13 protein-coding genes and 2 riboswitches are annotated in these 13713 nt (G+C 69.2%); of the genes, 10 read left to right on the forward strand and 3 right to left on the reverse strand.

Annotated features, from left to right (window positions below):
• Positions 1-49 precede the first annotated feature (49 nt).
• The 8 genes from OG430_RS40290 to OG430_RS40325 all read left to right on the forward strand — a co-directional run bounded on the left by OG430_RS40290 (position 50) and on the right by OG430_RS40325 (position 6703).
• Positions 50-949, forward strand: coding sequence for a DUF881 domain-containing protein (locus tag OG430_RS40290; protein ID WP_327357615.1), 900 nt, complete (start codon positions 50-52; stop codon positions 947-949).
• Positions 946-1278, forward strand: coding sequence for a small basic family protein (locus tag OG430_RS40295; RefSeq protein ID WP_251412303.1), 333 nt, complete (start codon positions 946-948; stop codon positions 1276-1278). The genes OG430_RS40290 and OG430_RS40295 overlap by 4 nt, the downstream gene beginning before the upstream one ends.
• A gap of 59 nt (positions 1279-1337) precedes the next feature.
• Complete coding sequence (locus OG430_RS40300; protein WP_327359439.1) at positions 1338-2099, forward strand: DUF881 domain-containing protein; 762 nt, start codon at positions 1338-1340, stop codon at positions 2097-2099.
• 82 nt (positions 2100-2181) lie between these two features.
• Positions 2182-3138, forward strand: a complete 957-nt coding sequence (locus tag OG430_RS40305) for an FHA domain-containing protein (protein ID WP_327359440.1) — start codon at positions 2182-2184, stop codon at positions 3136-3138.
• Between the two features lie 17 nt (positions 3139-3155).
• Positions 3156-3899, forward strand: a complete 744-nt coding sequence (gene ftsR, locus OG430_RS40310) for a transcriptional regulator FtsR (protein WP_327357616.1) — start codon at positions 3156-3158, stop codon at positions 3897-3899.
• Between the two features lie 56 nt (positions 3900-3955).
• Positions 3956-4429, forward strand: coding sequence for a bifunctional nuclease family protein (locus OG430_RS40315; protein ID WP_006123076.1), 474 nt, complete (start codon positions 3956-3958; stop codon positions 4427-4429).
• A gap of 172 nt (positions 4430-4601) precedes the next feature.
• A complete protein-coding gene (locus OG430_RS40320) occupies positions 4602-5234 on the forward strand; it encodes a MerR family transcriptional regulator (protein WP_327357617.1) in 633 nt (210 codons plus the stop codon).
• Positions 5235-5281: 47 nt separating this feature from the next.
• A complete protein-coding gene (locus OG430_RS40325; protein WP_327357618.1) occupies positions 5282-6703 on the forward strand; it encodes a DNA polymerase IV in 1422 nt (473 codons plus the stop codon).
• An 81-nt stretch (positions 6704-6784) separates the two neighbouring features.
• Here OG430_RS40325 and OG430_RS40330 read toward each other — a convergent pair whose 3' ends face one another.
• Complete coding sequence (locus OG430_RS40330) at positions 6785-7159, reverse strand: PRC-barrel domain-containing protein (protein ID WP_327357619.1); 375 nt, start codon at positions 7157-7159, stop codon at positions 6785-6787.
• A gap of 136 nt (positions 7160-7295) precedes the next feature.
• Positions 7296-7391, forward strand: a riboswitch (glycine riboswitch).
• A riboswitch (glycine riboswitch) is annotated at positions 7392-7524 on the forward strand.
• Positions 7525-7584: 60 nt separating this feature from the next.
• Here OG430_RS40330 and gcvP point away from each other — a divergent pair.
• Positions 7585-10470: an aminomethyl-transferring glycine dehydrogenase gene (gene gcvP, locus OG430_RS40335; protein WP_327357620.1), complete on the forward strand. Its 2886-nt coding sequence runs from the start codon at positions 7585-7587 to the stop codon at positions 10468-10470.
• A gap of 86 nt (positions 10471-10556) precedes the next feature.
• Here gcvP and OG430_RS40340 read toward each other — a convergent pair whose 3' ends face one another.
• The gene (locus tag OG430_RS40340) at positions 10557-10763 is read right to left on the reverse strand and encodes a DUF5999 family protein (RefSeq protein ID WP_327357621.1); all 207 of its coding nucleotides are present in this window, start codon (positions 10761-10763) and stop codon (positions 10557-10559) included.
• A 318-nt stretch (positions 10764-11081) separates the two neighbouring features.
• Complete coding sequence (locus OG430_RS40345) at positions 11082-11669, reverse strand: hypothetical protein (RefSeq protein ID WP_327357622.1); 588 nt, start codon at positions 11667-11669, stop codon at positions 11082-11084.
• 487 nt (positions 11670-12156) lie between these two features.
• Here OG430_RS40345 and OG430_RS40350 point away from each other — a divergent pair, with 487 nt between their 5' ends.
• The gene (locus OG430_RS40350) at positions 12157-13680 is read left to right on the forward strand and encodes a glutamate--cysteine ligase (protein WP_327357623.1); all 1524 of its coding nucleotides are present in this window, start codon (positions 12157-12159) and stop codon (positions 13678-13680) included.
• Positions 13681-13713: the final 33 nt, after the last annotated feature.

Below are 13713 nucleotides of genomic sequence, written 5' to 3' on the forward strand. Positions count from 1 at the left end.
TCGGCACGCCGGTGCGGCCATTCGGAGGTATGGCCCCCGACGTGCGACGATGTGCGGCATGCCGCAGCAGCCCCCCGTACGGAGCACCGACTCGCGCCCCGCGCGCCCGGACGCTTCGATGTCGCTGCTCACCAATGTGATGGACCACAGCCTCGACGACGGCTATGCCGAGGCAGCCGCACGCAAGGATGCGCTGGGGGAGGGCGGACTTCCGCGGACCCTGCGGGCCAAGCTCGGTCTGGCGGCCGGTCTGGTGCTTGCCGCGCTGGTCGTGACCGTGGGAGCGGCGCAGGCGCGGATATCGGCACCGGTGGTTGCCAAGGAGCGCCAGGAGCTGATCGACCGGATCGAGCGGGAGACGGCCGCGGCCGACAAGCTCGAGGACGACATCGACGCGCTGCGTGACGACGTCGGGCGGCGCCAGCGTGCGGCGCTCGAGGAGCACGGGGGCGACCAGGGGGAGTTGGTGGCACTGCTCTCGGGAGCGACGGAGGTGCACGGCCCCGGTGTGAAGCTGGTGGTCAACGACGCCAAGGAGACCGAGTCGGGTGGCGGTGGACCCCGCGAGAGTTCGGGCTTCTCCGACAACGGCCGGGTGCGCGACCGGGACATGCAGCAAGTCGTCAACGGGCTTTGGCAGTCCGGTGCGGAGGCCATCGCCATCAACGGACAGCGGCTGACCGCGCTGTCCGCGATCAGGGCGGCGGGTGACGCCATACTGGTCGACAACAAGCCCTTGGTGCCGCCCTATACGGTCCTTGCGGTGGGGGACGGTCAGAAGTTGAGCACCACGTTCCAGGACAGCGCCGACGGGCAGTACCTGCATGCGCTGCAGGAGAACTTCGGGATCAGGACGGGCATTTCCGTCGAGGGCGACATGCAGTTGCCTGCCGCGCCGAGCCTGATCGTTCGCACCGCAGAGCCGAAAGCAGGGAAGGGCACATCGTGATCGCCGTACTGGGCCTCATCGTGGGAGTGGTGGTCGGACTGTTCGTCCGGCCGGAGGTTCCCGCGGTGGTCGAGCCGTATCTTCCGATCGCCGTCGTGGCAGCACTCGACGCGGTGTTCGGAGGCTTGCGGGCGATGCTTGACGGCATCTTCGACGACAAGGTCTTCGTGGTGTCGTTCCTGTCCAATGTGGTGGTTGCGGCTCTCATCGTGTTCCTGGGAGACAAGTTGGGCGTCGGTGCCCAGTTGTCCACGGGTGTGGTGGTGGTGCTCGGCATCCGGATCTTCTCCAACGCCGCCGCGATCCGCCGGCATGTCTTCCGGGCGTGAGGCCGATGAGTAGCGACGAAACGCCGGCGCAGGACGATCAGACGCCCGAGGCCGCTGAGATGCCCGAGGCCGCCGAGCAGTCGGAGGCGGGCGAGGAGCGGGTCACGGGTCGGCAGCGGCTGTTCAAGAGTCTGTGGCCGCCCAGGGTGTCGCGTGCCCAACTGATCGTGGCGCTCCTGCTGTTCGTACTGGGGCTCGGCCTGGCCATCCAGGTGCGCTCCAACAGCGACAGCAGTGCGCTGCGCGGCGCGCGGCAGGAAGATCTTGTGCGCATCCTCGATGAACTGGATGACCGTACGCAGCGTCTTGAAGACGAGAAGCAGCGCCTCGACGACCAGCGGACCGAGTTGGAGAACAGCTCGGACCAGGCCGAGGAGGCGCGCAAGCAGACGGTCGAGAAGGAGCGGCAACTCGGTGTGCTCGCAGGGACGGTGGCGGCCCAAGGGCCGGGGATCACGCTGACGATCACCGACGGCAAGGGAGCGGTCGAGGCGGACATGCTGCTCGACGCGATCCAGGAGCTGCGCGCCGCCGGTGCCGAGGCGATTCAGGTCGATGATGTCCGGGTCGTGGCCAACACCTACCTCGAGGACGCGGACGGTGGGGTGAGGGTGGACGGACGCAAGATCAGTTCGCCCTACACCTTCAAGGTGATCGGCAAGCCGCAGGACCTGGAGCCGGCGCTCAACATCCCTGGCGGGGTGGTGCAGACGCTGGAGAAGGAGCAGGCCACAGTGTCCGTGACGCGTGGTGAGAAGATCGTCGTAGATGCCTTGCGACGGGCGAATCGTCCTGACTACGCTCAGTCGTCTTCCCAGTGAGGCGGGGGCGGATGAGGGCTGTTGTGCAAGGACGAGAGGTTGCGGGGGGTCGGCGCATCAGAAGTGTGGTGCGTGGTGGAAACTGTCCGGTGGATGCGGACGTTGTGAGGATGTCTGTGTTTGCTGCGTGTGCCGGTGTGTGCAGTCACGGTTCGTCCTGCCCCACGGGCGGGTCTGTTTCGGTCAAGGGGAATCGCCCGTGAAGTTGTTTCAGAAGTTGTTCGGCAAGAGCGCGCGCCAGGAGGGTGGCAACGCCACCGCCCGGCACCGCGCTCCGCGGCATGGGGACGCCGAGGGGCAGAGTGGCGAGCGGCCGCTCTTCCGCGACCAGGTCGGCGGTCCCGGTGGTGACATTTCGGGCGGACAGGGCGCGTCTTCTGTTGACCCTGCCGCTTCCGGCCGCATAGGTTTCGGAGAACCATCAACCTCAAGTACGGGTGGAGAGTTTCCCTCCGATCCGTACGCGTCCAATGCCCCCGCGGGGCAGCCGCGGCAGGAGGATCCGTCCATGCCGGTGTGTACGAGGTGCGGGCACCGCAACGCCGAGGCCAGCCGGTTCTGTTCCAACTGTGGGGCACCGCTGCGGGCGGGCGCCATGCCCGAGCGGCCGTCGGAAACGACCTCGACCATCTCCATCTCGGGCCTCGAGGCCTATGACGCGGAGGTGACCGGGCAGACCCAGTCGCCGGCGCTGTCGCCGGAGGCCCAGGCGGCCGTCGACGCGCTGCCGATGGGTTCCGCGCTCCTTGTGGTGCGTCGCGGGCCGAACTCGGGCAGCCGCTTCCTGTTGGACGGCGAGCTGACCACGGCCGGGCGTCATCCGCAGAGTGACATCTTCCTGGACGACGTGACCGTTTCGCGTCGTCACGTGGAGTTCCGCCGCGGTGCGGACGGACACTTCACGGTGGCCGATGTGGGCAGCCTCAACGGTACGTACGTCAACCGGGAGCGCATCGACTCGGTCGCCCTGTCGAACGGTGACGAGGTCCAGATCGGCAAGTACCGGCTGGTCTTCTACGCGAGCCAGCGGGGCATCTGACCCGCCAGGGAAGGTCCATGCTTCAAGAACCGAGGGGCGGTGCCGGAAACGGCACCGCCACCGCGGACGGCCGTCAGGTGAGCATCGGCACGGTGCTCGCACTGCTGCGTGATGAATTCCCCGAGGTCACGATCTCCAAGATTCGCTTCCTGGAGGCCGAGGGCCTGGTCGAGCCGGAACGCACACCGTCCGGGTACCGGAAGTTCAGCCCTGAGGACGTAGAGCGGCTCGCTCAGGTGCTGAGGATGCAACGTGACCACTATCTGCCGCTGAAGGTGATCCGGGAGCACCTCGACGCCCTGGAGCGCGGTGAGCAGGCGCCGCCGCTGCCCGCGGAACAGCAGCGCGCGACTCTGGATGACTCCGGCGAGGCGGCCGAGGCCGAGGCGCGGACCGCCGCCCGGGTCGGTCGTGCGGAGCTCCTGGCGGCGGCCCAGGTCGGCGAGGAAGCACTCGACGAATGGGAGTCGTACGGGCTCATCGCTCCCACGGTCGAGGACGGTTACGACATCGAGGCCGTGCAGATCGCCAAACTCGTGGCGGAGCTCGGAAGATTCGGCATCGAACCGCGCCATCTTCGTGGGATCAAGGCATCGGCCGAGCGCGAGGCGGGTCTGGTCGATCAGGTGCTCGCGCCGCTGCGCCGGCACCGCAATCCGCAGACCAGGACCCGTGCCGAGGCGCGGGCCCAGGAGCTTGCCGGACTCACGGGACGGCTGCATGCCGCTCTTGTGCAGGCGGCGCTCAGGGTACGCCCGTAGGCACTCAGCGGGTACCCGACTACCCAAACCTGCCGCGCAGGTCCTAGGGTTGCTGTGTGAATGAGCTCGACGTTGTCGGTGTCCGGGTCGAAATGCCCTCCAACCAACCGATCGTGCTCCTGCGTGAAGTGGGAGGCGATCGATACCTCCCCATCTGGATCGGACCAGGGGAGGCGACCGCGATCGCCTTCGCACAGCAGGGCATGGCACCAGCCAGGCCGCTGACGCACGACCTGTTCAAGGACGTGCTGGAGGCCGTGGGCCAGGAGCTCACCGAAGTGCGGATCACGGACCTGCGTGAAGGCGTGTTCTACGCGGAGCTGGTCTTCGCCAGCGGGGTCGAGGTCAGCGCCCGGCCCTCCGACGCCATAGCGCTGGCCCTGCGCACGGGAACCCCCATCTACGGCAGTGACGGGGTGCTCGACGATGCGGGCATCGCGATCCCGGACGAGCAGGAGGACGAGGTGGAGAAATTCCGCGAGTTCCTCGACCAGATCTCGCCCGAGGACTTCGGTACCAACAGCCAGTGAGCATCTCGGCTCAAACGGGCCTGTCGGACCATTCGGCTAGCCTTTCCCCGCGGTAGGGCACGGGAAACCACTCTCAGGGTGATTATCACTCGGTGTGCCGAGCGTGGCGTTCGTTGACGTGCTCCTGGGTACTGCCTACCGTCGAGAAGGCAGGTCAAGGACGGAGGTCGGCGTGAGAAGCAGCGGCGACGGCACGGCAGGGGGCCCCGGACGGAGTCTGGGGGTGGGCGGTCCGTATCCGCTCCATGGCAATGCGGCCGGTCACGCTCCGAAGCTGCCTGCGGTGGTGCAGGGCAGCGACGGTGCGGTGTCCGAGGAGATCGGTTACCGGGGACCGACGGCGTGCGCCGCCGCCGGGATCACCTATCGTCAGCTCGACTACTGGGCGCGCACCGGATTGGTGGAGCCCAGCGTCCGGCCCGCGTACGGGTCGGGGAGCCAGCGGCTCTACAGCTTCCGCGACGTGGTCGTTCTGAAGATCGTGAAGCGGTTCCTGGACACCGGGGTGTCGCTCCAGAACATCCGCACCACGGTCCAGCACCTCCGGGACCGCGGATTCGCCGACCTGGAGCGGCTGACGCTCATGAGCGACGGCGCGACCGTGTACGAGTGCACCTCGCCCGACGAGGTCGTCGACCTGCTCCAGGGCGGTCAGGGGATCTTCGGGATCGCGGTGGGCGTGGTGTGGCGGGACGTGGAAGCGGCCCTGTCGCAGCTCCATGGCGAGCGTGTGGACACCGGGGAGACGCTGGTCGGCCACAACCCCGCCGACGAGCTGGCGCGGCGGCGCAACCGCGCCGGGTGAGCGCGCGAGCGGCGGCATTGTCAGTGGCGTAGGGCAGCATCGGTCTTGTGAGATCGGCGCCCACGATTCTGCATCTGGACATGGATGCCTTCTTCGCCTCCGCGGAGCAGGCAGCCAAGCCCAGCCTGCGCGGAAAAGCCGTGGTCGTGGGTGGGCTCGGGCCGCGTGGGGTGGTCGCGACGGCCTCGTACGAAGCGCGTCGGTTCGGGGTGCATTCGGCGATGCCCATGGGGCAGGCGCGGCGGCTGGCACCGAATGCCGCCTATCTGGTGCCGCGCTTCGGGCTGTACCGCGAGATCAGTGAGCAGGTCATGACGTTGCTGCGGGAGCTGTCGCCGCTGGTCGAGCCGCTGAGTCTGGATGAGGCCTTCGTCGACCTGGAGGCCGGGGACGTGGCCTGGGACGAGGCCTCGGCGCGGGCGGTGGGGGAGCGGCTGCGGGCGGACATACGGGTCGTGACGGGGTTGACCGGGTCGGTCGGACTTGCCGCGTCCAAGATGCTGGCGAAGATCGCTTCGGAGGAGGCCAAGCCCGACGGGCTGCGGCTGATCGAGCCGGGCACCGAGCGGGCACTGCTCGGGCCGATGTCGGTGCGTACGCTGCCGGGCGTCGGTCCTGCGACCGGGGACCATCTGCGGCGGGCCGGGATCACGACGATCGAGGAGATCGCCGGGGCGGGCCAGGACGAGCTCGTACGGCTGCTCGGGAAGGCGCACGGCGGGCATCTGTACGCGATGGCGCTGGCGCACGACGAGCGGCCCGTGGTGGCCGAGCGGGACACCAAGTCCGTCTCGGTCGAGGACACCTTCGACGTGGACATCCACGACCGGGTGCGGGTCAGGCTCGAGGTGGCGCGGCTCGCGGAGCGGTGTGTGCAGCGGTTGCGGGCCGCGGAGCGGTCCGGGCGGACCGTGGTGCTGAAGGTCAGGCGGTACGACTTCTCGACGCTGACCCGGTCGGAGACGCTGCGCGGGCCGACGGACGACCCTGCCGTGGTGCGGGAGGCGGCGGCTCGGCTCCTGGAGTCAGTGGACACCACGGGCGGGGTGCGGCTGCTCGGGGTCGGGGTCAGCGGGCTCGCGGACTACACCCAGGAGGATCTGTTCGCGCAGGCTCAGGTGCAGTCCGGGCTCATGGTCCAGGGGGACGAGGAGAACGGGATGCGCGGGGGTGGGACGTCGGCCGAGGACACGCAGCGGGACGACGTGGGGAAGGGCTCCGCTGAGCCGGAGGCGGGTCCCGCGGAGCGGCGCTGGCATGCCGGGCACGATGTGCGGCACGGCGAGTTCGGGCACGGGTGGGTGCAGGGAAGCGGGCTGGGGCGGGTCACGGTGCGGTTCGAGACGCCGGGGTCGGTGCCCGGGCGGGTGCGGACCTTCAGGACCGATGATCCTGAGCTGGAGCCGGCCGAGCCGCTGCCGTTGGTCGCCGTGCCGGACGTGGTCGAGAAGGCGCGTACCGGGGCTTGACCTTCGACGGCGTGCGGCGCCGGGGTGGGCGTTGCGGGGGTGAGTCCCCAGCAGCCCCCTCGCGGGCGTGTGAGCGGGGAGTCAGGCTTCCTCGGAGCCGGCGATGCGCCCGAAGTCGCGGTCCGGCGGGGTCTCGGCGGGGGCGGCGACGTCGAGGCCGTAGTGGTGGTAGAGCTGCAGTTCCTGCTCGGGGGAGAGGTGGCGGCCGACGCCGAAGTCGGGGGCGTCCTTGATGAGGGCGCGTTCGAACGGGACACGCAGTGTTCCCTCGACCAGTTCGCTGGGCTCCAGGGGGACAAAGGCGTCCCTGCTGAACAGGCCCGTGCGTATCGCCGCCCACTCCGGGGTGCCGGTGGCATCGTCGAGGTAGACCTCGTCGACCGTGCCGAGTTTGGTGCCCTTGCGGTCGTACGCCTTGCGTCCGATCAAGCTGCGGGGATCGATATCGGTCTGCACGGTCCCTCCAACACGTCACACCATCCGTATCCCCTACAAAAGAGCACATTCTGGGTGACGGCCACTCGAAGGTTGATCCGCTGTCCGGGTGGTCCTCGCAGGTAGGTGGGCACACGGTAGGCTGGCTCGCAGCTGCTGACCCCGTGCGGGAGAGTTCCCCGGCCATCACCGGGGGCGCCGAAGGAGCAACTCCTCCCCGGAATCTCTCAGGCCCCTGTACCGCGCGGGCGAGGTCACTCTGGAAAGCAGGGCGGGCATCGGGCGGAATGTTCGAATCCCCTCCTCACCGACGGTGCAAGTCGGCATGCCTGGTTTTGCCTGGCGGGCCGGCGAAACTCTCAGGTTGAGATGACAGAGGGGGAGGCCGTCCGGGTACCCGCGCCGTGGTACCCCTCGCAGGTCGCATCGACCAGGAGGCCTCACTCATGACCGCCAACCGCATTCCGCTCGCCCAGCTGGAGCGTGGCATCCCCTTCGAGCAGCGCCACATCGGCCCCGATGCCGAGGCGCGCGCCAAGATGCTCGCCCAGGTCGGGTACGGCTCGCTCGACGAGCTGACCGCGGCCGCGGTCCCGGATGTGATCAAGAGCGCCGAGGCCCTCGGACTGCCCGCGGAGCGCACCGAGGCCGAAGTCCTCGCCGAGCTGCGCGCGTTCGCGGACCGCAACCAGGTCCTGGCCCCGATGATCGGCCTCGGTTACTACGGCACCTTCACGCCGCCGGTGATCCTGCGCAACGTCATGGAGAACCCGGCCTGGTACACGGCCTACACGCCGTACCAGCCGGAGATCTCGCAGGGCCGCCTCGAGGCGCTGCTCAACTTCCAGACCGTGGTCGCCGACCTGACTGGGCTGCCCACCTCGGGTGCCTCGCTGCTCGACGAGGGCACCGCGGCCGCCGAGGCCATGGCGCTCGCCCGCCGCGTCGGCAAGGTCAAGGGCGGTGTCTTCCTGATCGACGCCGACGCCCTGCCGCAGACCATCGCCGTGATCGAGACGCGTGCCGAGCCGACCGGCGTCGAGGTCGTCGTCGCGGACCTGTCCGCCGGCATTCCGACCGAGATCGCCGAGCGCGGCGTCTTCGGCGTGCTGCTGCAGTACCCCGGTGCCTCGGGCGCCGTGCGCGATCTGAAGCCCCTCATCGAGCAGGCCCACGAGCTCGGTGCGATCGTCACCGTCTCCGCCGATCTGCTCGCGCTGACCCTGCTCACCTCGCCCGGCGAGCTCGGCGCGGACATCGCCGTCGGTACCTCGCAGCGCTTCGGTGTGCCGATGGGCTTCGGTGGACCGCACGCCGGTTACATGGCCGTCCGTGAGAAGTTCGCGCGCAGCCTGCCGGGGCGCCTCGTCGGGGTCTCCGTCGACGCCGACGGCAACAAGGCGTACCGCCTGGCGCTGCAGACCCGCGAGCAGCACATCCGCCGGGAGAAGGCCACCAGCAACATCTGTACCGCCCAGGTGCTGCTCGCCGTCATGGCCGGCATGTACGCCGTGTACCACGGGCCCGAGGGCCTCAAGGACATCGCGCGCCGCACCCACCGTTACGCCGCGATCCTCGCCGAGGGGCTCAAGGCCGGTGGCGTCGAGATCGTGCACGGCAACTACTTCGACACCCTGACCGCCCGGGTGCCGGAGCGGGCCGCCGAGGTCGTCGCCGCCGCCCGTGAGGGCGGGGTCAACCTGCACCTGATCGACGCCGACCACGTCTCTGTCTCCTGTGACGAGACCACCACGCGTACCCAACTGGCCGCAGTCTGGGCCGCCTTCGGGACCGAGGCCGACATCGAGGCGCTCGACGCGAGCACCGACGAGACGCTGCCCGAGGGCCTGCTGCGCGGCGACGAGTTCCTGACGCACCCGGTCTTCCACCAGTACCGCTCCGAGACCGCGATGCTGCGCTACCTGCGGCGCCTCTCCGACCGTGACTACGCGCTCGACCGGGGCATGATCCCGCTCGGCTCCTGCACGATGAAGCTCAACGCCACCACCGAGATGGAGGCCGTCACCTGGCCCGAGTTCGGCGGCCTGCACCCCTTCGCGCCCGCCGACCAGGCCCAGGGCTACCTCACGCTCATCCGTGAGCTGGAGGAGCAGCTCGCGACGGTCACCGGGTACGACAAGGTGTCGCTGCAGCCCAACGCCGGCTCGCAGGGCGAGCTCGCCGGTCTGCTCGCCGTACGCGGCTACCACCGGGCCAACGGCGACACCCAGCGCACCATCTGCCTCATCCCGTCCTCCGCGCACGGCACCAACGCCGCGAGCGCCGTGATGGCCGGCATGAAGGTCGTCGTGGTCAAGACCGCCGACGACGGCGAGATCTCCTACGACGACCTGCGCGCCAAGATCGAGAAGCACCGCGACGAGCTGGCCGTGCTGATGATCACGTACCCCTCGACGCACGGTGTGTTCGAGGAGCACGTCGCCGACATCTGCGCCCAGGTGCACGAGGCCGGCGGTCAGGTCTACGTGGACGGCGCCAACCTCAACGCCCTTGTGGGACTTGCCAAGCCGGGGCACTTCGGCGGCGACGTCTCGCATCTGAACCTGCACAAGACCTTCTGCATCCCGCACGGCGGCGGCGGTCCCGGTGTCGGTCCGGTCGGTGTGCGCGAGCACCTGGCGCCGTACCTGCCCAACCACCCGCTGCAGCCCGCCGCCGGCCCGGAGACGGGTGTCGGGCCGATCTCCGCGGCTCCGTGGGGCTCGGCGGGAATCCTGCCGATCTCGTGGGCGTACGTACGTCTCATGGGTGGTGAGGGGCTCAAGCGCGCCACCCAGGTCGCCGTGCTCGGTGCCAACTACATCGCCAAGCGGCTCGAGCCGCACTACCCGGTGCTCTACACCGGGCCCGGCGGGCTCGTCGCGCACGAGAGCATCATCGATCTGCGGCCGCTCACCAAGGCGACCGGCGTCACCGTCGACGACATCGCCAAGCGGCTCATCGACTACGGCTTCCACGCGCCGACCATGTCCTTCCCGGTGGCCGGGACGCTGATGATCGAGCCGACCGAGAGCGAGGACCTGATCGAGCTGGACCGCTTCTGCGAGGCGATGATCGCCATTCGCGGCGAGATCGAGAAGGTCGGCTCGGGCGTGTGGCCCGCGGACGACAACCCGCTGCGCAACGCGCCGCACACCGCGGCCGTGCTCGGCGGCGAGTGGGAGCACGCCTACACGCGTCAGGAGGCCGTGTTCCCGGCCGGAGTGGTCGCGGCCGACAAGTACTGGCCGCCGGTGCGCCGCATCGACCAGGCGTACGGCGACCGGAACCTGGTCTGCTCCTGCCCGCCCCTGGATGCGTACGAGAACTGACGGGCCCTGCGGGGACGTGTCCCCGGGCATACGTCAGGGCCGGTTCGGAGATTTCTCCGGGCCGGCCCTTCTCGTACAGGCGTGGCTTACGCCGCGCGTACCACCGATTCGGTGCCCAGCGGCCGGTGCGGGGCGATGATCTGCCCGTCCGGCAGCAGCTCACCGGTGTCCTCGAAGAACAGGACGCCGTTGCACAGAAGGCTCCAGCCCTGCTCCGGGTGGTGCGCGATGAGGAGCGCTGCCTCCCGGTCGGCGGAGTCGGCTGTGGGGCATGGTGGCTGGTGCTGGCACATGGATGATTTCTTTCGCTGCGTTGTGGTGAGTGTCCTGCGGCTCGATGCGGTGTTCATGACCGCCCCCCGTATCAGTCGGTGCGCTCCCAGTGTTGCCCTACGGGCGCCAATCCGCAGGGATTTCCCGGCAGCTCGCTTCACCCGGTAAGGACGCGTCACCCGTGCGGACGGTTCAGTCCAACTCGACTGCCCAGACGGGTGGTTCGGGGTGGCCGGATGGGGCTAGTCCGGATGGTCCTTCACTCGTACGTGGCCGGCCCTTGGCAGCACGGTGCCCCGCGGCCGGGGCGGGCCGCGGGGCACGTGGGAGTAGAGCGCTCAGGCGGGTGAACCGAGGAGGGGGACCGGAGCCAGCCGGTGGGTCAGGACCGGAAGGAGGTCGGCCGCACGGTGCGGCAGGTGCGCGGCGATCCCGGGCGGGGCGGGGGCGAGGGGTACCAGCAGGTCCGAGGGCTGAAGGGTGCCCTCGCCGCCGTCGGCGCCGGTGTCGCCGTGCAGCCACAGGGTGAGCATGTACAGCTCAGGGACGGAGAGTAGGCGGGGCTGGTAGTGCCTGGGGATCGTCTCCGCCTGGCGCAGGGCGCGTTCGGTGGCGGCGACGTACGGACCCTCGAAGAAGTGCGAGAAGGCCCAGCCGTCCGGGGTCAGCATCGTGTCGCCCGCGGCCACCGCGCGGTCGCCGCTGCGGATGAGGAAGCGCCAGCCGGCGAGCCTGGTCCGTGGCGGGACGTCGAGTGGAGTGATCCGGTCCAGTACGTGCACGGGCAGCGGGAGTTCGGGGCTTACGGGTCCCTGGGCGTTGCGCAGGGACGGGGTGCGGGCCTCGCGCACGGCGGTGGGAGAACCGAGTGCCGCGAGGACGCTGCGCAGGGCGGGCGCGGGAGCCGGGGGGACATGCAGCGGCATGGTGGGTGCCTCTCACTTCGACAGGCTGGGTGGAGCGGGGCGATCGTGGGCAGGGCGGACGGCGCTGTCTGCTCTAGGGGTCAGAGGGGCGGGGGCATACTCCGCGAACGCCAACTCTCTGCCTCGTTCGCGGAGTTTATACGACGTGTGTTCAGGCAGTGTTTCGTCTAGCTGTCCGGGATATTGCCGGCAAGGCGGTATTCGGACTTGGAGATGCGGGGTTTCTCCCGATTTTCCGTGGGCCAGCCCGTATGACCTCGTGCTTTGTTTTCGGCGGGGTCGGCCGATTCTCGTCGGCGTTTAAACCAGTCGCCATCTCGAGTGCATCTGCGGGGTGCCGCATGCCGCGTGAATGTGCCTGGCGGCAATGGGGTTGAGCGTACTCGTGAGTGGGCAGGTGCGGGGCGTTATCGATCACATTGCCTGGGCATCATCCCCGGTGACACAGCGGCCGAAGCGGGCTGCCCAATCGAGGAGGGACACTTCGATGGGGGAGAAGGTCGTGGCAGGTGGGTTCGACCTGTCCGATCGGCAGCGGTACCGCAGGAAGCTGCAGCAGTGCCTGGCGGGGCTGCGGCGTCTCCTGGAGGAGCAGCGGTTCGACCGGCCCAAGAATCTGATGGGGCTGGAGATAGAACTGAATCTTGCGGGGCCGGACGGGATGCCGAGAATGATGAATGCGGAAGTTCTCGAGCGGATCGCGAGCCATGATTTCCAGACCGAACTCGGAATGTTCAACCTGGAAGTGAACATAGCCCCGCACCGACTGTCCGGTCGCGTTTTCGATCAGCTGGCCGAGGAGCTGCGCACCGGCCTCAACTATGCCCATCGAAAAGCGAACGAGGTGGCCGCCGGGATCGTGATGATCGGGATTCTGCCGACCCTGGCGCGGCAGGATCTCGTCTCCGGAAATCTTTCCGCAGTCGACCGCTACACCCTTCTCAACGATCAGATCGTGGCCGCACGCGGCGAGGATTTCGCGCTCGACATCGAGGGTGTGGAGCGGCTGATCTGCACCTCCGCGTCGATAGCGCCCGAGGCGGCCTGCACCTCCGTGCAGCTTCATCTGCAGGTCACTCCCGGCCGGTTCGCCGATGTCTGGAACGCGGCGCAGGCCGTGGCCGCCGTGCAGATCGCGGTGGGGGCCAACGCGCCCTTCCTGTTCGGGCACGAGCTGTGGCGCGAGTCGCGGCCGCCGCTGTTCCTGCAGTCCACCGATACGCGCCCGCCCGAGCTGCAGGCGCAGGGGGTGCGGCCGCGCACCTGGTTCGGGGAGCGCTGGATCACTTCCGCGTACGACCTCTTCGAGGAGAACCTCCGCTACTTCCCGCCGCTGCTGCCCATTTGCGACGACGAGGACTCGCTGCGGGTCCTCGACGAGGGCGGGGTGCCGCGCCTCGCGGAGCTGGTGCTGCACAACGGCACCGTCTACCGCTGGAACCGGCCGGTGTACGGCATCGCGGACGGCGTACCGCATCTGCGCGTGGAGAACCGGGTGCTGCCCGCCGGGCCCTCGGTGACCGATGTGATCGCCAACGCGGCCTTCTACTACGGCCTGGTGCGGGCGCTCGCCGAGGAGAGCCGGCCGGTGTGGACCCGGCTGCCCTTCGGCGCTGCCGCCGCCAACTTCGACGAGGCGTGCCGGTACGGCATCGAGGCGGAGCTGGAGTGGCCGCGTCCGGGGCGGTTCGGCGGCACGGCGCGCAGGCCCGCGGTCGATCTCGTGCGCGAGGAACTGCTGCCGCTGGCCGCGGCGGGGCTCGACGCCTGGGGTGTCGAGCCCGCCGACCGTGACCACTTCCTCGGGGTGATCGAGGGGCGGTGCCGACGCAAGAAGAACGGGGCCTCGTGGCAGGTGGCGACCTATCACCAGGCGCTGGACGGCGGCCTCGAGCGCGATGTCGCCCTTGCGGCCACCACGCGGCGTTACTGCGAACTGATGCACACGGGAGAACCGGTGCATCTGTGGCCGGTGGGGCTGGTGCCGGACGGAGTCGTGCAGTCGAGGTGAGCGCACTGCCCGGGCTGCCCGGGCTGCCCGCCA

It is taken from the genome of Streptomyces sp. NBC_01304 (genome assembly GCF_035975855.1).
In the GTDB taxonomy this organism is placed as follows: domain Bacteria; phylum Actinomycetota; class Actinomycetes; order Streptomycetales; family Streptomycetaceae; genus Streptomyces.